Below are 21,321 nucleotides of genomic sequence, written 5' to 3'. Positions count from 1 at the left end.
GTTGTTCTTGCCTGCCATGGTGTGTTCCCGGGTCAGGAGAGGCTGGCATCGGGAAACCCGATGTTGCACCACATGTGGATCTTGGAGACATAGGCCGGACCTGCGGCGACGGCAAAGGGCTCGACACCGTAAGCGACAAAACCGCAGCTTTCATACAGGGCGCGGGCTGCATCGTTCCCCTGCGTGACCGTGAGCTGGACCAGCCGGACCCCGGGGCGGGCGCCCGCTTGGGCCAGCACGGCCTGCACCAGCCCACGCCCCAGCCCCTGCTGGCGACACCGGGCGGGCACATACATGCCGAAGAGGGTGGCCTTGTGGCGCAACTTCTCGCGCGTCTCGAACGACAGGGCCGGCAACGCCGGCGAGCCGGTCGTCCTGAAAAACACCAAGTACCCGCTCCGCGGCAAGCGGCTCTTCGCTGAGCCGCGCCTGCCACCACGACAGCGGCAGGGCGGCGCGCTCGGCGACGCTGGAGGTGAAGGCAGCGGGATGCAGGGCATAGGCCTCCAGCATCAGGGCCCGGTAGTCATGCGCATGGGCAGGCCGGAGCTGCTCGATCAGCATGGCTGGACCCCCTGCCTCTTGCTATTCCAGGGGACCGAACTTGCTATGGATTCAATAGCTGCCTGCGCCCGTCTCTCAAGGGCTGGAGGCCAAAAATACATGAAAACCGGAAGACGGCTCACGTCATTCCGTCCCGCAGCCGCGCAAACACCTTCCAGAACGCCGCCTCCTGGGTGGTCGCAAAGTTGATGCGCATCAGGGTGCTGGGCTTGCGCACCGCGTGAAACAGCGCACCGGGCGCGATCAGGTAACCCTCGTCGAGCATGCGCTGCGCCAGCGCGTCGGTGTCCACACCGGTCTCCACCCAGCCGAACAGCCCGGCGGGTTCCGCCGCAAAGCTGCAGCCGTGCGCCAGGGCCAGCTTGACGCTGCGCGCGCGGGCCGCGTCCAGCCGGGTGCGAATGCGTTCGGCATGGCGGCGCAGCTGGCCCTGGTCGATGCACCAGGCCAGCGCTTTTTCCAGCAGCGAGGGCGTGGTCAGCGTGCCCAGCAGTTTGGTGTCGAGCAGGCGCTCCACCAGGTCGGGCGGCGCGGCCATGAAACCGACGCGCCAGCCGGGCGCGAGGATCTTGGCAAAACCGCTGACATAAATCGTGCGCTGCAGGCCGTCGAGCGCACACAGCCGCGTCGCATGTTCGGGCGCCAGGTGGCTGTAGGTGTCGTCCTCGACGATGTGGAAGTTGTGCTGGTTGGCCAGCTGCAGCACGCGGTGCGCGCTGCCCGGCGCCAGGCAATAACCGGTCGGGTTGTGGAACACGCTGACACTGACAAACAGCTTCGGGCTGTGCAGCGCGCAGTACTGCGCCATGACCTCCAGGTCGGGCCCGTCGGCACGCCGCGGCACCGGCAGGATGCGCATGCCCAGTGCGTCGAGCCGCGCAAACTCCACGGCCCAGCCGGGCTCCTCGACCATCACGCAGTCGCCGGCGCGCAGCAGCGTGCGGCTCACGATGTCCAGGGCATGGGTGGCACCCACGCTGGTGATGATTTGTTCGGGCACCGCATGCACATTGAGCGCGCTGAGTTTTTGCGAGAGCGCGCGGCGCAGGCCGCTGTCGCCCATGGGTTCGCCGTAACTGAGTGAAAACTCGCGCAGCGCGCTGCCGCTGGTGACCCTGCGCACCGCCGCCGGCATGAAGCTGGTCTCCAGCCACTCGGGCGGAAACACGCCCATGCCCGGTTGCGGCTTGTTGCTGACCTTGTGGAACATGCCGCGGATCAGCGCCGTGGCATCCACCGGCGCCTGCCGGCTCGCCATCCAGGTCGCGGTGCTCCAGCTGCTCAGCGGTGGCGGGGTTTCGGGTGCGCCTGCCTCCAGCGCCCCGGACGCTCCGGTTTTTGCAGCAACATGCGCTGGATGGACGGGCGCCAGGACCGCATTGAACGATGCATCGCGGACAAAAAATCCGCGGTTCCTGCGCGCCACCACCAGGCCCTGCGCCTGCAACTGGTCATAAGCCGCGACCACGGTGGACACACTGACGCCCTGCTGCCCGGCACACAGGCGCACCGAGGGCAGGCGCGCGCCGGGCGCCAGCAAGCGGCTGCGAATACGCTCGGCAAACCGTGCGCTGAGCTGCTCGGTCAGGGACTGGGAAGCGGTTTTCATCAACATGGCGGATCCCGGCGGCCCCGGTGCAAGGCAACACCTGCGGCCTGTGTGCTGACAATTTGACCAGCACAGTTTGAAAATTTGTCACTACAACTGTATTGGTAGTGTGCTGGCTTGAACTATAAAGTCTGAGTCATGAATTGGCAAGAATTTACAGCCCTGCTGGTGCTGGCGACGGCGATGAGCTTTTCGCCCGGCCCCAACACCACTCTGTCCACCGCCCTGGCGGCCAACCACGGCCTGCGCCGCGCCATGCCGTTTGTCTGCGCGGTGCCGGTCGGCTGGGGCGTGTTGCTGAGCCTGTGTGCGCTGGGCCTGGGCGCGCTGCTGCTGGCGATTCCGTTGCTGGGCCTGGCAATCAAGCTCATCGGCGTGGTTTACCTGCTCTGGCTGGCCTCGAAGATTGCGCGCACCCGGCAGTTGGGCCAGCTCAGCGAAGCCGACGCAGAACGCATGAACGTCGGTTTCTGGCAGGGCGCGGCGCTGCAGTTCGTCAACATCAAGGCCTGGATGCTGGCGCTCGCGATTGTCAGCGGCTGGATCGCCGGGCGCAGCGACCCCGGCCTGCGTTTTGCCGTGGTGCTGCCGGTGATGCTGGCCTATGCCTTTGTCAGCAACCTGACATACGCGCTGGCCGGCTCACTGCTGCGCGAGTGGCTCAGCGGCCCGGCCGGCAGCGGCCGGCGTCTGGTCTGGTTCAACCGCGCCATGGCGGCGGTGCTGGTGGCCACGGCGATCTGGATGCTGTTTTTATGACGCAACAACAGATCAACAAGGGCCTGTGGCTGGGCCTGCTGGGCATTGTGATTTTTGCGGTGACCCTGCCGATGACGCGACTGGCCGTGGGCACGCCCGAGGCGCCACAGATGTCGGGCGTGTTCATCGCGCTGGGCCGGGCCGTGGTCGCGGCAGCGCTGTCGGCGCTGTTCCTGCTGGCCACCCGCGCACCGCTGCCGCAGCGGCAGGACTGGCTGCCGCTGGCCATCACCGCCGGTGGCGTGGTGTTCGGCTTCCCGCTGTTCACCTCGATTGCCATGCGTTATGTCGAGGCCATGCATGCCAGCGTGATCGTCGGTGTGTTGCCGCTGGCCACTGCCGCCGTCGGCGCGCTGCTGCACCGCCAGCGGCCCTCGGCCGGCTTCTGGCTGTGCGCGGCACTCGGCAGCGCACTGGTGGTGGTGTTTGCCGTGCTGCGTTCCGGCAGCACTGCCGGCCTGTCCATCCATTTCGCAGACGGGTTGCTGCTGGCCGGCATGTTGTGCGCGGCCGTCGGTTACGGCTACGGCGCGCGGCTGTCGCAGCACATGCAGGCCGAACATGTGATCTGCTGGGCATTGCTGATCTCCCTGCCCTTGACCCTGCCGTTGTCACTCGTCAACTGGCCAACGGTTGAACTCAAGACCAGCGCCTGGGCCGGCTTTGCCTACCTCGGCGTGTTTTCGATGTGGCTGGGCTTTTTTGCCTGGTACCGCGGGCTGGCGCTGGGCGGCACGGTGCGTGTGAGCCAGGTGCAGCTGGTCCAGCCCTTTTTGTCCATGCTGTTTGCGGTGCCGCTGCTCGGCGAGCGCCTGGACGCAGTCACCGTGGGTTTTGCCCTGGCCGTGATCGCCACCGTGTTTGCCGGCAAGAAAATGCCCGTCCACACCGTCACCTTGAAGGCAGCCACATGAAGATGAGCCACATTCCTTTCGGAACGACCGACTGGTCCACCGTGGCGCGCACCGAGCATTCGGCGCAGGCCGGTCAGGCCTTCTGGCGCACGCAGCAGTTTGGCGAGGTGCGCGTGCGCATGGTCGAGTACACGCCCGGTTACCTGTCCGACCACTGGTGCAGCAAGGGCCATGTCCTGCTGTGCCTGGCGGGTGAACTGCACACCGAGCTCGACAACGGCAGCCGGCATGTGCTGCTGCCCGGCATGAGTTACCAGGTGGCCGACGGCGCCGAGGCGCACCGCTCCAGCGCCCCCAAAGGTGCGACACTGTTTATTGTGGATTGACACAGGAAAAGACAACAACCATGGACACCAAGAATATGCACTGGACCCTGGCCGCACGCGCCGAAAAAATGAACCCTTCGGTGATCCGCGAGATCCTCAAGGTCACCGAAAAGCCCGGCATCATCAGTTTTGCCGGTGGCCTGCCCTCTCCCAGGACCTTTCCGGTCAGCGCGTTTGCCGAGGCCTGCGCCAAGGTGCTGCGCGAAGACGGGCCGGCGGCCCTGCAATACGCCGCCAGCGAGGGTTACGGGCCGCTGCGCGAGATGGTGGCGGCCATGCTGCCCTGGAAAGTGGACCCCGCGCAGGTGCTCATTACCACCGGCTCGCAACAAGGCCTTGATCTGCTGGCCAAGATCCTGATCGACAAGGACAGCCCCATCCTGGTGGAAACGCCGACCTACCTCGGCGCGCTGCAGGCCTTCACGCCAATGGAGCCGCAGGTGGTGAGTGTGGCCAGCGACGACGAAGGCATTGACGTCAACGATCTGGCGATGAAGGCAAAAGGCGCGCGTTTCCTGTATGTGCTGCCCAACTTCCAGAACCCGACCGGCCGCACCATGAGCGAGGCGCGCCGCGCCGCGTTGTCGGCCCGCGCCGCCGAACTGGGTTTGCCGATTGTGGAAGACAACCCCTACGGCGACCTGTGGTTCGACACGCCGCCGCCGCTGCCGCTGAGCGCACGCAACCCGGACGGCTGCCTCTACCTCGGTTCGTTTTCCAAGGTGCTGGCGCCCGGTCTGCGTCTGGGTTTTCTGGTCGCACCGAAAGCGCTCTACCCCAAGCTGCTGCAGGCCAAGCAGGCGGCCGACCTGCACAGCCCCGGCTTCAACCAGCGCATGGTGGCCGAGGTCATGAAAGACGGCTTCCTGGACCGCCATGTGCCGACCATTCGCGCGCTCTACAAATCGCAGCGCGACGCCATGCTGGCCGCGCTGAAACGCGAGATGCCTGAAGGCGTCAGCTGGAACACGCCCGACGGCGGCATGTTTTTGTGGGCGCGTTTGCCGGCCGGCATGAACGCAGTGGCGCTGCTGCCCAAAGCCGTCGATAAAAACGTGGCCTTTGTGCCGGGCGCCGCTTTTTACGCCGACAACGCCGACGAGCGCACCCTGCGCCTGTCGTTTGTCACGGCCAGCATCGCGCAGATCGACACGGGCATTGCTGCGCTCGCGGCAGCGATCCGGGAGAGCCGTCCCGCCCAGGCTCGCGCAACGACAAGCGCGGGGTTCCCCTCTTCACAAACAGGGGCCGCGGAACCGGCTTCGCCGGGCCGCAGGCGCAGCGCCCCCCCGGGGGGCAGCGAACCACACGCAGTGGGGAGCGTGGGGGCCAACAGTGTAGAGGTCAAATAGATGCTCAAGATCTGGGGGCGCATGAGCTCCATCAACGTCAAGAAAGTGGTGTGGACGGCACAGGAGCTGGGCCTGGACTTTCAGCGCACCGAAGCAGGCGGTTTGTTTGGCCTGGTCAAGACGCCCGAATACATGCAGCTCAATCCCAACTCGCTGGTGCCGGTGATCGAGGACGACGGTTTTGTGCTGTGGGAGTCCAACGTGATCGTGCGTTACCTGTGCGCCCGGCATTCATCGGGTGACATGTACCCAACCGACCTGCACGAGCGTTTCGACGCCGAGCGCTGGATGGACTGGCAGCAGACCACGCTGAACCCGGCCAGCCGCCCCGGCTTCTGGCAGCTGGTGCGCACGCCGCCCGAGCAGCGCGATGCCGCGCTGCTTGACGAGTCCAACGCCGCAGTCGAGGCGCTGATGGCGATGCTGGATGCCCACCTCGCGCAGCGTCACTTCATGGTCGGCGAGCATTTCACCGTGGCCGACATTCCCGTGGCCTGCGAGGTGCATCGCTGGTTCGGCCTGCCGCAGCCGCGCCAGAGCCGTCCCCACCTCGAACGCTGGTACGACAGCCTGTGCGCCCGGCAGGCCAGCAAGGGTGTGCTGGACCTGGCGCTAACCTGACAACTTCCACCTCTCACCTCTCACCTCTCACCTCTCACCTCTCACCTCTCACCTCTCACCTCTCACCTCTCCCCTTCTGATCCCGCACCATGAAAACCAGGCCCTTCAACCAAGTCGACGTCTTTACTGACCAGCCCTATTTCGGCAACCCGCTGGCCGTGGTGCTGGACGGCAGCGGCCTGGACGACGAAACCATGCAGCGTTTTGCGCGCTGGACCCACCTTTCGGAAACCACCTTTGTGCTGCCGCCCGCCGATCCTGCTGCCGACTACCGCGTGCGTATCTTCACGCCAGGCGGCGAACTGCCTTTTGCCGGCCACCCCACGCTGGGCAGTTGCCACGCCTGGCTGCAGGCCGGCGGCACACCCAAACGCCAGGACTTCATCGTGCAGGAATGCCAGGTCGGCCTGGTGAAAATCCGGCGCGACCCTTCGACCCTTCGACATGCGCAGGACAGGCCAAGCTCAGGACAGGACGGCGGGCTCCTGGCTTTTGCTGCGCCGCCCCTGCAGCGCTCGGCGCCCAGCCCCGCAGTACTGGCGCAGGTGGCCGCCGCCCTCGGCCTGAAAGCACAACACATCCTGGCCGCGCAGCTGCTCGACAACGGACCGGTCTGGCTGGGCCTGTTGCTGGACAGCGCCGACACCGTGCTGCAGCTGCAACCGGATCACGCCGCACTCAAGAAACATGGCCTGAAAGTAGGTGTAGCCGGCGCCCATCCAGCGCAGACAGCTCCTGTTTTAATAGCACGCACCAACCGCGAAGCGCGCGCTTTTTCCGGCAGCGCGCCCACCAGCCCCGCAGAAACAGCCACGGCAGACTTTGAGGTGCGGGCTTTTGCAGCGCCCATCGGCATCGAGGAAGACCCGGTCACCGGCAGCCTGAACGCCAGCCTGGCGCAATGGCTGATCGCCGAAGGCCACGCGCCCGAGCGTTATGTGGCCGCGCAAGGCACTTGCCTGGGCCGCGCCGGCCGCGTCTGCCTGACGCGCGAGACGGATGCGCAGGGTTCTGTGCAGGTCTGGGTCGGCGGTCAGTCGGTCACCTGCATCAACGGCACGGTGACGCTGTGAACCGTGCCCAGGTCGATCACCTGGTCGTCGTGGCGGCCAGCCTGGCGCAGGGCGTGGCGTGGTGCGAGGACACCCTGGGCATCACGCCCGGCCCCGGCGGTGAACATCCGCTGATGGGCACACACAACCGCCTGTTCAGCGTGGCCGGCCCCGCCTTCCCGCGCGCCTACTTCGAAATCATTGCGATCCAGCCCGGCGGCACGCCCCGCAGGGCGGCCGGCACGCAGCGCTGGTTCGACATGGACGACCGCGAACTGCAGGCGCGTGTGGCCGGTGAGGGCCCGCAGCTGGTCCATTTTGTCGCCAGCGTGCCCGGCGTGGTCTCGGCCGTCAAGGCACTGGCCGCCCTCGGGCTGGACCGCGGCAGCGTCGTGGGAGTCTCGCGCCAGACCGCGACGGCCCTGCTCCAGTGGCGCATCACCGTGCGCGACGACGGCCAGCGGCTGTTCTACGGCACGCTGCCGACCCTGATCCAGTGGGGTGAGGCCGGCGAGGACCCAGCGCGTGCCGCCCACCCACTGGACGCAATGCCGGCTTCGGGCGTCACGCTGCAGGCGCTGCAGGTCAGCCACCCGCGTCCCGAAAAACTGGAGGCCGCGTATGCCGCCATCGGGCTGGCCGGTGTGACCGTGACCCTGGGTGCACCCAATCTTCTTGCCACGCTGCAGACGCCGCGCGGCTTCGTCACACTCGAATCGAAAGGCGTCTGAATGTACCGAACGCAAGCGCTTGCTCCGCCCGCTACCCGCCCCAGTACCGGCCTGCCCGACCTGCCCTCGCTGACGGAGATCGAAGCCGCGGCCCGCGTGGTCTACCGCGAGTTCCAGGCCACGCCGCAATACCGCTGGGGCCTGTCGAGCCAGCGCCTGGGCACGGACTGCTGGATCAAACACGAGAACCACACGCCGGTGGGTGCTTTCAAAATCCGCGGCGGCCTGACCTACTTCGACGCCTTGAGCCAGGCCGGCACGTTACCGAAGGAAGTCATCAGCGCCACCCGGGGCAACCACGGCCAGAGCATAGGCTGGGCGGCACGCGCGCACGGCGTGGCATGCACCATCGTGGTTCCGCGCGGCAACTCGCTGGAGAAAAACGCCGCCATGCGCGCGCTCGGCGTCACGCTGGTTGAACACGGCGAGGACTTCCAGGAAAGCCGTGAGTTCGCGATGCGCCTGGCGACCGAACGCGGCGCCCACATGGTGCCGAGTTTTCACGCCGACCTGCTCAGCGGTGTGAGCACCTACTGGTGGGAGTTCATGGTGGCCGTGCCGCAGCTCGATGTGGTCTATGTGCCGATCGGCCAGGGTTCGGGTGCGTGTTCGGCGATTGCCGCCAAACTGGCGCTGGGGCGAAAGCTGCGCATCGTCGGCGTGGTCAGCGCCCATGCCACGACCTATGCCGACTCGCTGGCTGCCGGCCGCGTCGTCGAAGCGCCGGTCAGCACCCAATTGGCCGACGGCATGGCCTGCCGCATCGCCGACCCGGCCGCGCTCGACATCTTGCTGCCGCACCTGGACCACATCGTGAAGGTCAGCGACGACGAGGTCGCGCAGGCCATGCGCGACCTGTATGCCGACACCCACAACATCGCCGAAGGCGCGGGCGCCGCGAGTTTTGCCGCCGCCATGCAGGAACGCGCGCAGCTCGAGGGCCAGGTGGTGGGCACCACGCTGTGCGGCGGCAACGTGGACAGCGCCACTGTCGCCAAGGTATTGAGCCCCCACGCTTCTCGCTTCGCGTAGTGCGCTGCCCCCCGAGGGGGCGCTGCGCCTGCGGCCCGGCGAAGCCGGTTCCGCGGCCCCGGCTGGACTGACTGCTTTTTAGCGCTATCGGTCACACGCGTGACTAGGCGCACCTGCGGCACGCGCCACAATTTGCCCATGGGAACCCTTTACCTCGTGCGCCACGGCCAGGCATCGTTTGGCGCTGAAAACTACGATGTGCTGAGCAGCATGGGGCACAGGCAGAGCGTGCGCCTGGGGGAGTACTTCAAATACAAGGGCGTGACTTTCGACGCGGCGCTGACCGGCACGCTGAACCGCCAGATCCAGACCTTTGCCGGCATCTGCGAAGGCATGGGCACGGCGCTCGATGCCTTGCGGCAGCCAGGGCTCAACGAATACGACGCGGAGGCGGTGATCGCAGCCATCCATCCGGCGAAACTCGACAAGCCGACCTCGCCCGAGATGTATCGCAGTCACTTCCGCCTGCTCAAGGACGGCCTGGCGCAGTGGATGGCCGGCGTGGTCAGCCCGCGCGGCATGCCCAGTTACACCGATTTTGTGGCCGGCATCACCGGGGTGCTGGACCACGTCAAGACCAGCTACACCGGCAATGTGCTGCTGGTCTCCAGCGGCGGCCCGATTGCCACCGCCGTCGGCCATGTGCTGGGCACCAGCCCCGAGGCCACCGTCGACCTGAACCTGCGCATACGCAACTGCTCGCTGACCGAGTTTGCCTTCACGCCCAAACGCCACATGCTGGTGACCTACAACACGCTGCCGCACCTGGATGCACCGGAACACGCGGACTGGATCACCTACTCATAGGGTCTGGCTGCCCGTCCCCAGCGTGGAGGCGCCCAGCCATTGCAGGTAGGCGCTGGAGCCCGCGGTCACCGGCAACTGCAGAATCTCCGGCGTTTCGTAAGGGTGATGGGCAAGAATGAAAGTCTCCACCTGCGCATACAGCGCCGCGCGGGTCTTGATCAACAGCAGGTATTCGGCTTCGCGCCGGCTCTGGCCCTGCCAGACATAAAAACTCTTCACGGGCATCACCTGCACGCAGGCGGCCAGCTGTGCTTCAACCAGTTGCTGCGCCAACATTTCCGCCGCGTCCTCGCTGCCCATGGCCGTCATCACCATGCAGACCGCGTCCATGGTGACCCTAACGCGGCGCCTGGCTGCTGACGCGCCAGACCACATTGCCCACATCGTCGGCCACCAGCAAGGCGCCGCGTTTGTCCATGGCCACGCCGACCGGGCGGCCCCAGGCCTTGCCGTCCGGACTCACAAAACCTGTCAGCACATCAATCGGCAGGCCGCTGGGCTGTTTGTCCTTGAACGGCACAAACACCACCTTGTAGCCGCTGCGCGGCTTGCGGTTCCAGGAGCCGTGTTCGCCGACAAACACGCCACTGGACAAGGCTGGCGGCAGCGCACTGCCCTCGGCAAACGCCATGCCCAGCGGCGCCACGTGGTTGCCCAGCGCATAGTCGGGCGCAACAGCCGCCGCCACCAGGTCGGGACGCGGCGGCTTGACACGTTCATCCACGTTCTGCCCGAAGTAGCTGTAAGGCCAGCCGTAAAACGCACCGTCCTTCACCGAGGTCAGGTAGTCGGGCACCAGGTCGCTGCCGATTTCGTCGCGTTCGTTGACCACCGTCCACAAGGCGCCGCCCGGCGCCCAGCCCATGCCGTTGGGGTTGCGCAGGCCGGTCGCAAACAGGCGCTTGGCGCCGGTCTGCGGGTTGATCTCCCAGATCGCGGCACGGCCGGCTTCGGCCTCCATGCCGTTTTCACCGACATTGCTGTTCGAGCCCACGGTCGCATACAGCTTGCTGCCGTCCGGGCTGGCAATCAGGCTTTTGGTCCAGTGGTGGTTGATGGGTCCGCCCGGCAGGTCGGTCAGGGTGACGGCCGGCGCGGTGATGGCGGTCTGGCCGGTTTCGTAAGGGAAACGCACCACGCCATCGGTGTTGGCGACATAAAAGTTGTTGCCGATCAGCGCCATGCCGAAGGGTGAGTTCAGGCCCTGCAAAAACACCGTGCGGGTTTCGGCCACGCCGTCGCCATCGGCATCACGCAGCAGGGTGATACGGTTGGCGCTGGGCACGCCGGCGCCGGCGCGTTTCATCACCAGACCGGTGATCCAGCCCTTGAGGCTGAAGCCGGCCTGCGGCTGGGCCGGCTTGTTGCTCTCGGCCACCAGCACGTCGCCGTTGGGCAGCACGTGGAGCCAGCGCGGATGGTCCAGCCCGCTGGCCAGCGCCGTCACATGCAGCCCCGCCGCGGGCACAGGCAGCACACCCGCGGGCCAGCCGGTGGCCTCGGCGATATGCACGGTCGGGATCAGCGTTTTCGTCGGCGGCGGCAAGGTCGGCGTGGCGCCCAGGTCGGCACCGGGCGGCAGCTTGGAGGTGTCGCCGCAAGCCGTCAGGCCTGCCGCCAGCAGCAGGCACAGGGTCACCGCCCTCAGCCGGTGCTGGGTTGAATTCAGGGTTTTCGATGTCTGCATGAGGGTCTCGCCTTTGTCACGAAAAATACAGGGCTGCGTCAACGCAACTCTGGCACAGCCGGCACGCGCCGGCTGTCAGCCGGCCCCTCAGCCACCTGTCAGCGCAGGGGTATCGCGGCCGGCGCTTCAGGCCAGCGGCTGGAGCTGGCCGATCTCGCGCAGCAGGTCTGCCAGCGCCGCGCCGCTGGCCTGCAACACCGCCAGGCCTTTTTCGGCCGTGGCCGCCGCCGCATTGCCGGCCGCGCCCTGCGGGTTCAGGTCCTGCGCGGCCCAGGCCAGTTTGGCGCTGCTGCCGTTGCCGAGGATGGTGTGTTGCCGCGCCCGGTCCTGGCTGCTGGAGTGAAAGTTCTGCGCCAGCGCCATGTCCACCTTGTGCGGATGCAAGGCCAGCATCATGGAGGTTTCCATGTCGCCGCCATGCACGCCGAAGCGTTCTTCGTCGGGGCCGAACAGCTGTTTCACGGCAACCGGCAGCGGCAGGCTGAAGGTGTTGACGGTGAACACCGTCATGCCGAAACGGGCCCGCAGCTCGCGGCCCACGATGTCCAGCGTGGAGACGTTGCCGCCGTGCGCATTGAGAAAAACCAGCTTTTTGACGCCGGTGCGCGCGACCGATTCACCGAGGTCAATCCAGCTCTGGATCAAGGTCGCCGCGCCCAGGGTCAGGGTGCCGGGAAAAGCAATGTGTTCGATGCTGCGGCCCACGGTCTGGGTCGGCAGGAAGAGCACGGGGCCCCCTTGTTTCAGGTGCGGCAGGCTGTGCGCAAGCACACCGTTGACCAAATCGGTGTCCACGCTCAGCGGCAGGTGCGGGCCATGCTGCTCAATCGCAGCGACCGGCAAGACGGCGATGGCCGCGGCCGCATCGAGGCGGGCGAAGTCGGGGCTTTTGAGGTCAGCCCAGAAATGGGGGAAAGGTGCTGGGGAGGGGCGGGCGCGGTTCATGGGCGTATTTTGGGCCATTCTGCGCTGGGGGGTGTTCAGCCGTTCGGGCTGAGCTTGCCAACGCCTTCTTTGCTTCTGCTGTTGGAGGCTTGGTGGCAAGCACAAGACTTCACATAAGAGACGAGGCTTCGACAAGCTCAGCCCGAACGGTTCGAAGTTTCAACTCTAAGCCGCCGCCGCTGCCTTCTGAATCTCCACCCGCAAGTTCTGCTGTTGACTCAGATGCCGGCCCTGCCGCCGAGCCCCGTGTTGCTCCGCCGCTGTCGAAGGCGTTTTCTGCGGGCCGCCCAGCAACTCTGCCAGGCACTGCGGCCGCCCGCGCGCACCGCTGGCCTGGTAATCCGCCAGCAACGCAGCGCACACCCGCTGGTGGTCGAGCAAACGCACTTGCGTCAAATGCGCAAACAGCAGGTCCACCAATTTCTCCAGCGCAAACTCATGCGTCTTGCCCGTCGTCTGCCAGAGCCAGTCGCTGAAGGCCAGGAAATGCCCGAAGGCCGAGCCGGGCGCCAGCAGCAGATCGAGGCTCAAGGCAAACCGGCCCGAGTTGGCGACCATGTCCCAGTAACGCGCAAAGCGCTTGATGCGCTGCATGGTCGCAAAATCCACCGTCGAATTCTGCAAGATGGTGTAGGGCGTGTGCGGGTCATAGGCCATCGCAAATTCAAGCGTGTGCCGCGTGATCGGGGTGCCGCGCAGACGCTTGAGCACGCCGAACTGGATTTCGTGCGGCGCCAGGGCGTGCAGGCGGTCAAAGCCCTCTGCAAAACTCTGCAGCGTCTCGCCGGGCAGGCCAAAAATCAGGTCGGCATGCACATGGGCGCGGCTCTCATTGACCAGCCAGCGCAGGTTGTCGGCTGTCTTGCCGTTGTCCTGTTTGCGCGAGATGCGCTGCTGTACCTCGGGGTTGAAACTCTGGATGCCGACCTCGAACTGCAGTGCACCGTCGGGGAACTGCGCAATCAGTTCCTTCAGCCGGTCCGGCAGGCTGTCGGGCACCACTTCGAAATGCACAAACACATCGGGCGCTTCGGCGATGCGGTCCAGGAAAAACTGCAGGATGCGCACCGAGTTGTCGATTTTCAGGTTGAAGGTGCGGTCCACAAACTTGAAGTTGCGCGCACCGCGGCGGTACAGCGCCTCCATCTCCGCCATGAAAATGTCCAGGTCGAAGGCCCAGGCGGTCTTGTCGAGCGAGCTCAGACAGAATTCGCACTTGAACGGACAGCCGCGCGAAGCCTCGACATACAGCAGGCGCTGCGCCAGGTCCTCGGCCGTGTAGTCGTTGTAGGGCAGCGCCAGTTCATCGAGCGGCGGTTGCTCGCCGGCAATCACTTTCATCAGCGGCTGCGGGCCCCCACCTGGTAATTTAAGCAGCGTGCGGCACAGTTTCGGGAAACTCACATCGCCCCAGCCGGTGATGACATGGTCGGCCAGGCGGCAGATTTCCTGCTCCCCAACCTCATGGCTGACCTCGGGCCCGCCAAGCACAATTTTGATGTCGGGCCGCAAGGTTTTCAGCAGGCGCACCAGCTGCGTGGTTTCCACCACGTTCCAGATGTAGACCCCCAGGCCGATCACCTCGGGCTGCAGCGCCAGCAGGTCTTCCACCATGCGGGTCTCGGGCTGGCCGATGACAAACTCGCGCAGCTGTGTCTGCGCGCGCAGGCCGGCGCCGCCGTGGGTGTCCATGTTGGCCAGCAAGTAACGCAGGCCCAGCGAGGCATGGATGTATTTGGCGTTGAGCGTGGCCAGGACAATGCGCGCCCCGCCCCGAGGCTCAGGGAGAAGGGGCGAAGGCGCGAGGGAGTTCATGCCGGTATTATCAAACCATGACACAAACCCTGTTTCGTGATGACGCTTACCTGGCCGAATGCAGCGCGACCGTGACCGCGGTGACCGAGCAGGGCCTGGTGCTGGACCGCACGGTGTTTTACCCCCTGGGTGGCGGCCAGGCCGGCGACACGGGTGTGCTGGTGCTGGCCGATGGGCGTGAAATCCCCATCGCCGACACACGCAAGGGCAAAAACGCAGAAGGCCAGTTCACGGCGAACATCTGCCACCTGCCGGCTTTGCCGGACCCGGCGGCGTCGGTGCTGGACCACCTTTTGCGCATTGGCGTGAAAGCCGGCGATGTCGTGACCGCCCGCGTCGACTGGGCGCGACGGCACCGGCTCATGCGTTTTCACACCACCACCCACCTGCTTTGCCACCTGGTGCCGCAGCTGGTCAACGGCTGCTCGATCACGCCCGACTATGCGCGGCTGGACTTCAACATGACGGACCCGCTGGACAAGGACCTCCTGAGCGCCGGCATTGCCCGGCTGGTGGCCGCCGCGCACCCGGTGGCCGTGGGCAGCATCAGCGACGCGGAGCTGGACGCGAACCCGGCCCTGGTCAAAAGCATGAGTGTGCAGCCACCGCGCGGCAGCGGCCAGGTGCGCACCATTCGCATCGGCGGCGCCGGGGCAGACGACATGATCGACTTCCAGCCCTGCGGCGGCACGCATGTGGCCAATACCTCCGAGATCGGCGCGGTGGTGGTCACCAAAATCGAGAAGAAAAGCGCCACCACGCGCCGCGTGGTGCTGGTACTGCAACCCGAAAATATCGACACATGAAAGCGCGCCTTCGCACCCATGGCGGCGTTGCAATCCTTGCGAAGGCGTATAGCCTTCGCTGCGGCTTGCGCCTTGCCCTGGGCACGAAACCATCACTTTCATTTTTGTTTCGCTACTTCCGTGCTGCAGTACCAGGCTTCGCCGCCTGATCTTTGTCCGATGCGCCCGAAAAATGCCACCGGTGATTCCTTCTTTGCCTGGGACGGCGAGGTGCTGGTGGTCAACATCCTGGGCAAACCGTCGGCCAGCCGTGACGCGATCGGCAAACCCAAGGGCAGCCAGCTCAAGGTCAGCGTGACCGCCGCGCCGCAGGCCGGCAAGGCCACCGACCACATGCTGCGTTTCCTGGCGCCGCTGTTCGGTGTGGCGGTCAGCGACATCCAGGTGGTCTTCGGCCGGGAAAACGTCAACAAGCAGTTGCGCATACACGCGCCGAAAAAGCTGCCGGCGGTGTTTGCGCAGCCCGGCCTGCCCACCGACCCTGCCGGACGACAATAGGGAAGAGGGCCTGCGGGCACCGTCCCAGGAACTAAAGGCCCACGTGCCGCTCACACCATGACCATGATTTTTCACCGCTTCGCGTCCGCTCTGTTTTTGATAGCTGCCTGCGCTTTCACCACGGGCGCTACCGCCCAAATCAGCTTCACAAACAAGGCCACGGCGAATGCCGTGGTCAGCACCGACCAGGTGCGTGCCGAACTGCTGGCCTGGGCGCCCGATGGCGTGGAGCCGGGAAAACCGGTCTGGGTGGGCCTGCAGCTGGCGCACATTCCCGAGTGGCACACCTACTGGAAAAACTCCGGCGATTCCGGCCTGCCAACCCTGCTCGAATGGACGCTGCCGGCCGGTGTCACCGCTGGCGACATCGCCTGGCCCACGCCGAAAAAGATACCCATTGGCACCCTTGCCAACTACGGCTACGAAGGCACCGTGCTGTTGCCGGTGCCGCTCACCGTGGCACCCGGCTTCAACGCCGCCAACCTCGACATCCGGCTCAAGGCCAGCTGGCTGGTCTGCAAGAAGGAATGTATTCCGCAGGAAGGTGACTTTTCCCTGCAGATTCCGGTCCGGAGTTCGACCGGCAGCAGCAGCAGCCTGTTTGCCGCCGCTTTTGCCGCCGGCCCCCAGCCGCTGGCCGCAACCGGCAGCGAGGTGCAGGTCAGCACCCAAGCCATCCAGGTGACGCTCGCGGGCCTGCCCGCGCGCCTGCAGGGCAAAACCCTGGACTTTTTCCCCGAGACCGGCAGCGTGATCGAGCCCGCCGGCGCCTGGCAGCAAAAATGGCAGGGCGCGGTGTGGACCGCGCAACTGCCGCTCTCCAGCCAGCGCAGCGAAAGCCCGCGCGTGATGCCGGTGGTGGTGGCGCTGGACCAGACCGCCTACCGCGTCGAGCTGCCGGTCAAGGGCGACTGGCCGGCCGTGGCCGCCGCGGCCACGGTGTCGCCGGCGCTGGAAGCGGCGCTCAAGGCCAATGCGGCGCTGGGCGCGGCGCCCACCGGCCGTAGCGCGCCGCCGCTCACACTGGTCGCCGCCCTGCTGGGTGCGCTGCTGGGCGGACTGATCCTGAACCTCATGCCCTGCGTGTTTCCGGTGCTGGCCATCAAGGTGATGAGTTTCGCCAAGGAGAAAAACCGCGCGGCACGCCTGAGCGGCGGACTGGCCTACACGGCCGGCGTGGTGCTGTCCTTCCTGGCGCTGGGCGCCCTGTTGCTGGGCCTGCGCGCCACCGGCGAGCAGCTCGGCTGGGGTTTCCAGCTGCAGAGCCCGGCCGTGGTGGCCGCTCTGGCCGTGCTGTTCACGCTGATCGGCCTGAACCTCGCGGGCCTGTTTGAATTTGGCAGCTTTCTGCCGGGCAAGGTCGCCGGCCTGCAGGCCAAAAACCCGACGCTCAATGCCTTTCTGACCGGCGTGCTGGCCACCGCGATTGCCTCGCCCTGCACCGCGCCTTTCATGGGGGCGTCGCTCGGTTACGCCGTGGGCCTGCCGGCCGCCCAGGCGCTGGCGGTGTTTGGGGCCATCGGCTTGGGCATGGCCCTGCCCTACCTGGCGGCCAGTGCGGTGCCGGCGGTGGCACGCGCCCTGCCGCGTCCGGGCGCGTGGATGGTGACCTTCAAGCAGCTGATGGCGTTTCCGATGTTCGCCACCGTCGCCTGGCTGGTCTGGGTGCTGGGCCAGCAAAGCGGCATCGACGGCGCCGGCGCCCTGCTGGCGCTGCTGGTGCTGATGGCGCTGGTGTTGTGGTCGCTGACACTGCGGGGCCGGACCCGGACCGTGGCCGCTACGCTTTCGATAGCGCTTGGCGCTTTCGGGATATGGGCTATAGGCCAAAATGTCATCAAGCCGCTGGAGACCTCCAGCGTCGCCGCAGCAACCTCGGGCCGCTGGCAGGCCTGGGCGCCGGGCCGCGTGGACCAGCTCGCGGCCCAAGGCCAGAACGTGTTTGTCGATTTCACCGCCGCCTGGTGCGTGACCTGCCAGTACAACAAGAAAACCACGCTGGCCGATGCCGATGTGCTGGCCGACATGGATGCCAAAAACGTAGCCCTGCTGCGCGCCGACTGGACGCGCCGCGACCCGGCCGTGACCGCCGCGCTGGCGCAACTGGGCCGCAACGGTGTGCCGGTGTATGTGATCTACAAACCCGGCCGCGCGCCGGTGGTGCTGTCGGAAATCCTGTCGGTCGCCGATGTGCGGGCCGAACTGGCCAAGCTCTAGCACTGCCCGTCACTTCATTTTTCTGAAGGAGATCCAGCCATGTTGAATCACCGCGTCAATCGCCGCATCTTTTCCGGCGCCCTGCTCACCGCCCCGTGGGCGGCGACCTTCATACAGACCGCCCACGCGGCCGCGGTCGTCGGCCAGGCCGGGCCGGACTTTTCCGCGCCGGATACCGCCGGAAAAACCCATCGCCTCAGCGACTACAAGGGCAAACTGGTGGTGCTGGAATGGACCAACCCCGGCTGCCCGTTTGTACAAAAACACTACAGCGGCAACATGCAGGGCCTGCAGAAAGAGGCGGTTGGCAAGGGGGTGGTCTGGCTGGCCATCAACTCGACCGAAACCGGCAGCGGCGACTATCTGGCGCCCGCCAGACTTGCCGGCTGGATGCGCGACAAACAGGCGGCGGCCAGCGCCACCCTGATGGACGAGTCCGGCAGCATCGGCCAGCTCTACGGCGCCCTAACCACGCCGCACATGTACATCATCAGCCCGCAAGGCCGGCTGCTGTATGCCGGGGCGATCGACAGCATCGCATCGGCACGCGTGGACGACATCCGGACCGCGACCAACTACGTGCGCCAGGGCCTGAACGAAGCGCTGGCCGGCAAGGCCCTCAGCGTGGCGAGCAGCCGCGCCTACGGCTGCTCGATCAAGTACAAGGCATGAGCCCCGGCGTGACCGCTATCCCGCCGGCCGACCGTCTGCCCTACATCCTCACCCATTGCCGCACGATTGCGGTGGTGGGCCTGTCGCCCAAGCCGCATCGCGCCAGTTTCGACGTGGCGCGCTACATGCAGGGCCAGGGTTACCGCATCATCCCGGTCAATCCCAATGCCACCGAGGTGCTCGGTGAAAAAGCCTATGCCAGCCTGACGGAAGCGGCGCAGCACGAACACATCGACCTGGTGAACTGCTTTCGCAACAGCGAGGACATTGCGCCCATCGTCGACGAGGCGATCGCCATTGGCGCCAAAGCCGTCTGGATGCAGCTCGGCATCCGCCACCCGGCGGCCGCGGCCCAGGCCGAAGCCGCGGGCCTGCTGGTGGTGCAGGACCACTGCCTCATGGTCGACCACAGGGTGCTGCAGTCGCGCGGCTTGTTGCCGGCATAGTGTGGTGTTGCATGCTTGCCGGCACAAATAAAACCGATGGTTTTTTGTTCAGGGCAAGGCGCAAACCGCAGCCATAGTTCGACTATGGCGAGGATTTGCAACGCAGCCATGGGCAAAAAGCCGCGGTTTGATGTGCCGGATAGCGTGCAACACCACACCAGGGCGGCTGGCGGGTCCGCGGCGCTTGCGCCGTGCGGCGGCTCCGGGATAATCGCCGCATGCCTTCCCCGCGCCGGCCTCTGCTGTTGTCCCTGTTCTGTCTGCCGGCCTTGCTGCTGCTGGGCGGCTGCCTCCAGACGGCCCCGACACACCGCGGCGAGGCGCAGGTGGCGCCGCTGACCTCGGGCGAGCTGGTGCAATCGGATATGAACCGCATGGCCACCCTGGGCATGCGCGACAACCTCGACAGCCTGTACCGCCTGCTCGACAAGCTGTACCGGCGCAACCCCGTCGAATGGCGCAAGACCGGCAGCACCAGCCGCGAGGCGGCGGTCCAGCGCGTGCGCAGCGCCATCGACAGCCGCACGCCCTGGCCGGAGCTGCAGGGCAAACGCGACATCGCCGCCCTCTCGCTGGCCCTGAGCCCCGACTTCCGGGGCGACCGGGTGGCCGCTTTTGTGTATGCCAGCGCCGACATGCTGATCGTGGCGCACAACGGAAAAACCGACTTCTACCTGGTCGACAGCCTGGACGCGCAGTACATCTACAACGCCGCGCGCAACATCGAGTCGGCCGTCTGGCTGCTGGCCTCGCGGCGCAACCCGGCCGGCCAGCCCCTGCTGCTGGCCGACGAGATCTCCGAGCGCGAACGCAACCTCAGTTTCGAGCGCGAGTTCGGCAAGGTGATAGGCCGGCTCGACCTGCTCTCCGAAGTCCTGACCGAGAAATACCGCCGCGTCGTGATCACCTATGTGCAAAGCCTGGCGGGCGCTTCCTTCCTGCAGTTCCTGCCTGTCCGTTAGATAGGCCCCCACGCTCCCCACTTCGTGTGGTTCGCTGCCCCCCGAGGGGGCCGCTGCGCCTGCGGGCCGGCAAAGCCGGACCCGCGGCCCCGGCTGGTCTGAACAGCCCCCAGAGTCGTGAAGATTTCGTAGCGAGCGGGCCGAGGTGGCGTCGAGGAGCAGAGCCGTACAAGGGTACGGTGAGCACCGCAGGCGCCAGATCGGCCGGCGCAGTAGAAAGATTCACGGCTCTGAGACAATGGAGCCATGTTTGCTCCCCTCCAAAACGACACCTTTTTGCGCGCCTGCCTGCGTCAGGCCACCGATTACACCCCCGTCTGGCTGATGCGCCAGGCCGGACGCTACCTGCCGGAATACCGCGCCAGCCGCGCCAAAGCCGGCAGTTTCATGGGTCTGGCGACCTCGCCCGACTACGCCACCGAAGTCACGCTGCAGCCCCTGGAGCGTTACCCGCTGGACGCGGCCATCCTGTTTTCCGACATCCTGACCGTGCCCGACGCCATGGGCCTGGGCCTGTCGTTTGCACTCGGTGAAGGCCCGCGTTTTGCGACGCCCGTCCGTGATGAGGCGGCCGTGGCCAAACTCGAAGTGCCGGACATGGAAAAACTCCGTTATGTCTTCGACGCCGTCACCTCCATCCGCAAGGCGCTGGGCGGCAGGGTGCCGCTGATCGGTTTTTCCGGCAGCCCCTGGACGCTGGCCTGCTACATGGTCGAAGGCGCCGGCTCGGACGACTACCGCCTGGTCAAGACCATGCTGTACCAGCGCCCCGACCTGATGCACAAGATGCTGGCCATCAATGCCGACGCGGTGGCGGCCTATCTGAACGCCCAGATCGAGGCCGGCGCCCAGGCCGTGATGATTTTCGACAGCTGGGGCGGCGTGCTGGCCGACGCGGCCTTCCAGACCTTCAGCCTGGCTTACACCCAGCGCGTGCTGAGCCAGCTCAAACGCAGCCATGACGGCGCGGTCATTCCGCGCCTGGTGTTCACCAAGGGCGGCGGCCTGTGGCTGGAGCAGATGGCAGGACTCGACTGCGAGGTGCTCGGCCTGGACTGGACCGTGAACCTGGCCCAAGCCCGCGCGCGGGTAGGCGGGCGCATGGCGCTGCAGGGCAACCTGGACCCGAATGTGCTGTTCGCCAACCCGGCGCAGATCGAGCAGGAAGTGGCCAGTGTGCTGGAGAGTTTCGGTACCCCGCATGCGGATACACGCAGCAGCGGCCCGACCCACATCTTCAATCTGGGCCACGGCATCAGCCAGCACACGCCACCCGAAAGCGTGGAGGTGCTGGTCCGCGCCGTGCACGCCTATTCACGCCGCATGCGCACGGGAACCCCGCATTGAGGCCGGTTTTGCCGTCTCATAGCACAAATTCCGGCTCGGCAGACCGGACTTATTCACAAAATTTGTGCTGCGGTGCGGCATGAGGCTGTTACAGACCAGTCTCCCGCTATCAAAGGCATAGCGCTTCTAAGTGCTTGATTCATATAGGATTTTTAAACT

Annotated in this window: 22 protein-coding genes; 16 read left to right on the top strand and 6 right to left on the bottom strand. The window is 66.1% G+C overall.

Translation table 11 applies throughout. The annotated features are described in order from the left end of the window. Window positions 1-32 precede the first annotated feature (32 nt). Window positions 33-386: a GNAT family N-acetyltransferase gene (locus PSV40_RS05420; RefSeq protein WP_300535194.1), complete on the bottom strand. Its 354-nt coding sequence runs from the start codon at window positions 384-386 to the stop codon at window positions 33-35. 296 nt (window positions 387-682) lie between these two features. Beyond that, window positions 683-2,179 carry a PLP-dependent aminotransferase family protein gene (locus PSV40_RS05415; protein ID WP_300535191.1) on the bottom strand — a complete coding sequence of 499 codons (1,497 nt, stop codon included), beginning with the start codon at window positions 2,177-2,179 and terminating at the stop codon, window positions 683-685. A gap of 132 nt (window positions 2,180-2,311) precedes the next feature. On the opposite strand from PSV40_RS05415, the gene PSV40_RS05410 reads away from it, so the two are divergent. The 9 genes from PSV40_RS05410 to PSV40_RS05370 all read left to right on the top strand — a co-directional run bounded on the left by PSV40_RS05410 (window position 2,312) and on the right by PSV40_RS05370 (window position 9,767). Beyond that, window positions 2,312-2,932, top strand: coding sequence for a LysE family translocator (locus PSV40_RS05410; RefSeq protein ID WP_300535189.1), 621 nt, complete (start codon window positions 2,312-2,314; stop codon window positions 2,930-2,932). Continuing rightward, window positions 2,929-3,846: a DMT family transporter gene (locus PSV40_RS05405; protein WP_300535186.1), complete on the top strand. Its 918-nt coding sequence runs from the start codon at window positions 2,929-2,931 to the stop codon at window positions 3,844-3,846. The genes PSV40_RS05410 and PSV40_RS05405 overlap by 4 nt, the downstream gene beginning before the upstream one ends. Beyond that, entirely contained in the window at window positions 3,843-4,172 is a 330-nt protein-coding gene (locus PSV40_RS05400) for a DHCW motif cupin fold protein (RefSeq protein ID WP_300535183.1), read from the top strand. The genes PSV40_RS05405 and PSV40_RS05400 overlap by 4 nt, the downstream gene beginning before the upstream one ends. Window positions 4,173-4,192: 20 nt before the next feature. Further along, window positions 4,193-5,524 (top strand): PLP-dependent aminotransferase family protein, encoded by a 1,332-nt coding sequence (locus tag PSV40_RS05395; protein WP_300535180.1) that lies wholly within the window; start codon window positions 4,193-4,195, stop codon window positions 5,522-5,524. Continuing rightward, on the top strand, window positions 5,525-6,145 hold the full coding sequence (locus tag PSV40_RS05390; protein WP_300535178.1) for a glutathione S-transferase: 621 nt from the start codon (window positions 5,525-5,527) through the stop codon (window positions 6,143-6,145). A gap of 89 nt (window positions 6,146-6,234) precedes the next feature. Continuing rightward, window positions 6,235-7,218 (top strand): PhzF family phenazine biosynthesis protein, encoded by a 984-nt coding sequence (locus tag PSV40_RS05385; protein WP_300535175.1) that lies wholly within the window; start codon window positions 6,235-6,237, stop codon window positions 7,216-7,218. Continuing rightward, window positions 7,215-7,928 (top strand): VOC family protein, encoded by a 714-nt coding sequence (locus PSV40_RS05380; RefSeq protein WP_300535172.1) that lies wholly within the window; start codon window positions 7,215-7,217, stop codon window positions 7,926-7,928. The genes PSV40_RS05385 and PSV40_RS05380 overlap by 4 nt, the downstream gene beginning before the upstream one ends. Further along, window positions 7,929-8,960 carry a threonine dehydratase gene (locus PSV40_RS05375; protein WP_300535170.1) on the top strand — a complete coding sequence of 344 codons (1,032 nt, stop codon included), beginning with the start codon at window positions 7,929-7,931 and terminating at the stop codon, window positions 8,958-8,960. A 138-nt stretch (window positions 8,961-9,098) separates the two neighbouring features. Further along, window positions 9,099-9,767, top strand: a complete 669-nt coding sequence (locus PSV40_RS05370; RefSeq protein WP_300535167.1) for a histidine phosphatase family protein — start codon at window positions 9,099-9,101, stop codon at window positions 9,765-9,767. On the opposite strand, the gene cutA is transcribed toward PSV40_RS05370, so the two are convergent. From cutA to PSV40_RS05350, 4 genes are all read right to left on the bottom strand, one after another. Beyond that, window positions 9,762-10,097, bottom strand: a complete 336-nt coding sequence (cutA, locus tag PSV40_RS05365; protein WP_300535164.1) for a divalent-cation tolerance protein CutA — start codon at window positions 10,095-10,097, stop codon at window positions 9,762-9,764. The genes PSV40_RS05370 and cutA overlap by 6 nt on opposite strands. Window positions 10,098-10,104: 7 nt before the next feature. After that, window positions 10,105-11,454: a sorbosone dehydrogenase family protein gene (locus tag PSV40_RS05360; RefSeq protein ID WP_300535161.1), complete on the bottom strand. Its 1,350-nt coding sequence runs from the start codon at window positions 11,452-11,454 to the stop codon at window positions 10,105-10,107. A 126-nt stretch (window positions 11,455-11,580) separates the two neighbouring features. Then, window positions 11,581-12,399 carry a creatininase family protein gene (locus tag PSV40_RS05355; protein ID WP_300535157.1) on the bottom strand — a complete coding sequence of 273 codons (819 nt, stop codon included), beginning with the start codon at window positions 12,397-12,399 and terminating at the stop codon, window positions 11,581-11,583. A gap of 165 nt (window positions 12,400-12,564) precedes the next feature. Further along, window positions 12,565-14,214, bottom strand: a complete 1,650-nt coding sequence (locus tag PSV40_RS05350) for a DUF4080 domain-containing protein (protein WP_300535154.1) — start codon at window positions 14,212-14,214, stop codon at window positions 12,565-12,567. A 17-nt stretch (window positions 14,215-14,231) separates the two neighbouring features. Between PSV40_RS05350 and PSV40_RS05345 the strand changes: the two genes are divergently transcribed. The 7 genes from PSV40_RS05345 to hemE all read left to right on the top strand — a co-directional run bounded on the left by PSV40_RS05345 (window position 14,232) and on the right by hemE (window position 21,162). Then, on the top strand, window positions 14,232-15,020 hold the full coding sequence (locus PSV40_RS05345; protein ID WP_300535151.1) for an alanyl-tRNA editing protein: 789 nt from the start codon (window positions 14,232-14,234) through the stop codon (window positions 15,018-15,020). A 159-nt stretch (window positions 15,021-15,179) separates the two neighbouring features. Further along, window positions 15,180-15,518 carry a DUF167 family protein gene (locus PSV40_RS05340; protein WP_300535148.1) on the top strand — a complete coding sequence of 113 codons (339 nt, stop codon included), beginning with the start codon at window positions 15,180-15,182 and terminating at the stop codon, window positions 15,516-15,518. Window positions 15,519-15,581: 63 nt separating this feature from the next. Then, on the top strand, window positions 15,582-17,735 hold the full coding sequence (locus tag PSV40_RS05335; RefSeq protein WP_300535215.1) for a thioredoxin family protein: 2,154 nt from the start codon (window positions 15,582-15,584) through the stop codon (window positions 17,733-17,735). Window positions 17,736-17,774: 39 nt separating this feature from the next. Continuing rightward, window positions 17,775-18,407, top strand: a complete 633-nt coding sequence (locus PSV40_RS05330) for a thioredoxin family protein (protein WP_300535145.1) — start codon at window positions 17,775-17,777, stop codon at window positions 18,405-18,407. A gap of 8 nt (window positions 18,408-18,415) precedes the next feature. Next, window positions 18,416-18,853: a CoA-binding protein gene (locus PSV40_RS05325; RefSeq protein ID WP_300535142.1), complete on the top strand. Its 438-nt coding sequence runs from the start codon at window positions 18,416-18,418 to the stop codon at window positions 18,851-18,853. Window positions 18,854-19,071: 218 nt separating this feature from the next. After that, on the top strand, window positions 19,072-19,815 hold the full coding sequence (locus tag PSV40_RS05320) for a hypothetical protein (RefSeq protein ID WP_300535140.1): 744 nt from the start codon (window positions 19,072-19,074) through the stop codon (window positions 19,813-19,815). 246 nt (window positions 19,816-20,061) lie between these two features. Continuing rightward, window positions 20,062-21,162 carry a uroporphyrinogen decarboxylase gene (hemE, locus tag PSV40_RS05315; RefSeq protein WP_300535137.1) on the top strand — a complete coding sequence of 367 codons (1,101 nt, stop codon included), beginning with the start codon at window positions 20,062-20,064 and terminating at the stop codon, window positions 21,160-21,162. Window positions 21,163-21,321: the final 159 nt, after the last annotated feature.

The organism is Polaromonas sp. (assembly GCF_029945925.1).
Taxonomy (GTDB): domain Bacteria; phylum Pseudomonadota; class Gammaproteobacteria; order Burkholderiales; family Burkholderiaceae_C; genus Polaromonas.
Note: the sequence above shows the minus strand (reverse complement) of the source record. Positions and strands in the feature narration are given on the sequence as shown.

What these genes read in the sequence shown, in the direction of transcription:
- PSV40_RS05415 (WP_300535191.1), bottom strand. Translation starts at nt 2,179, where the DNA reads ATGTTGATGAAAACCGCTTCCCAGTCCCTGACCGAGCAGCTCAGCGCA.
- PSV40_RS05410 (WP_300535189.1), top strand. Translation starts at nt 2,312, where the DNA reads ATGAATTGGCAAGAATTTACAGCCCTGCTGGTGCTGGCGACGGCGATG.
- PSV40_RS05405 (WP_300535186.1), top strand. Translation starts at nt 2,929, where the DNA reads ATGACGCAACAACAGATCAACAAGGGCCTGTGGCTGGGCCTGCTGGGC.
- PSV40_RS05400 (WP_300535183.1), top strand. Translation starts at nt 3,843, where the DNA reads ATGAAGATGAGCCACATTCCTTTCGGAACGACCGACTGGTCCACCGTG.
- PSV40_RS05395 (WP_300535180.1), top strand. Translation starts at nt 4,193, where the DNA reads ATGGACACCAAGAATATGCACTGGACCCTGGCCGCACGCGCCGAAAAA.
- PSV40_RS05390 (WP_300535178.1), top strand. Translation starts at nt 5,525, where the DNA reads ATGCTCAAGATCTGGGGGCGCATGAGCTCCATCAACGTCAAGAAAGTG.
- PSV40_RS05385 (WP_300535175.1), top strand. Translation starts at nt 6,235, where the DNA reads ATGAAAACCAGGCCCTTCAACCAAGTCGACGTCTTTACTGACCAGCCC.
- PSV40_RS05375 (WP_300535170.1), top strand. Translation starts at nt 7,929, where the DNA reads ATGTACCGAACGCAAGCGCTTGCTCCGCCCGCTACCCGCCCCAGTACC.
- PSV40_RS05370 (WP_300535167.1), top strand. Translation starts at nt 9,099, where the DNA reads ATGGGAACCCTTTACCTCGTGCGCCACGGCCAGGCATCGTTTGGCGCT.
- cutA (WP_300535164.1), bottom strand. Translation starts at nt 10,097, where the DNA reads ATGGACGCGGTCTGCATGGTGATGACGGCCATGGGCAGCGAGGACGCG.
- PSV40_RS05360 (WP_300535161.1), bottom strand. Translation starts at nt 11,454, where the DNA reads ATGCAGACATCGAAAACCCTGAATTCAACCCAGCACCGGCTGAGGGCG.
- PSV40_RS05355 (WP_300535157.1), bottom strand. Translation starts at nt 12,399, where the DNA reads ATGAACCGCGCCCGCCCCTCCCCAGCACCTTTCCCCCATTTCTGGGCT.
- PSV40_RS05350 (WP_300535154.1), bottom strand. Translation starts at nt 14,214, where the DNA reads ATGAACTCCCTCGCGCCTTCGCCCCTTCTCCCTGAGCCTCGGGGCGGG.
- PSV40_RS05345 (WP_300535151.1), top strand. Translation starts at nt 14,232, where the DNA reads ATGACACAAACCCTGTTTCGTGATGACGCTTACCTGGCCGAATGCAGC.
- PSV40_RS05340 (WP_300535148.1), top strand. Translation starts at nt 15,180, where the DNA reads ATGCGCCCGAAAAATGCCACCGGTGATTCCTTCTTTGCCTGGGACGGC.
- PSV40_RS05335 (WP_300535215.1), top strand. Translation starts at nt 15,582, where the DNA reads ATGATTTTTCACCGCTTCGCGTCCGCTCTGTTTTTGATAGCTGCCTGC.
- PSV40_RS05330 (WP_300535145.1), top strand. Translation starts at nt 17,775, where the DNA reads ATGTTGAATCACCGCGTCAATCGCCGCATCTTTTCCGGCGCCCTGCTC.
- PSV40_RS05320 (WP_300535140.1), top strand. Translation starts at nt 19,072, where the DNA reads ATGCCTTCCCCGCGCCGGCCTCTGCTGTTGTCCCTGTTCTGTCTGCCG.
- hemE (WP_300535137.1), top strand. Translation starts at nt 20,062, where the DNA reads ATGTTTGCTCCCCTCCAAAACGACACCTTTTTGCGCGCCTGCCTGCGT.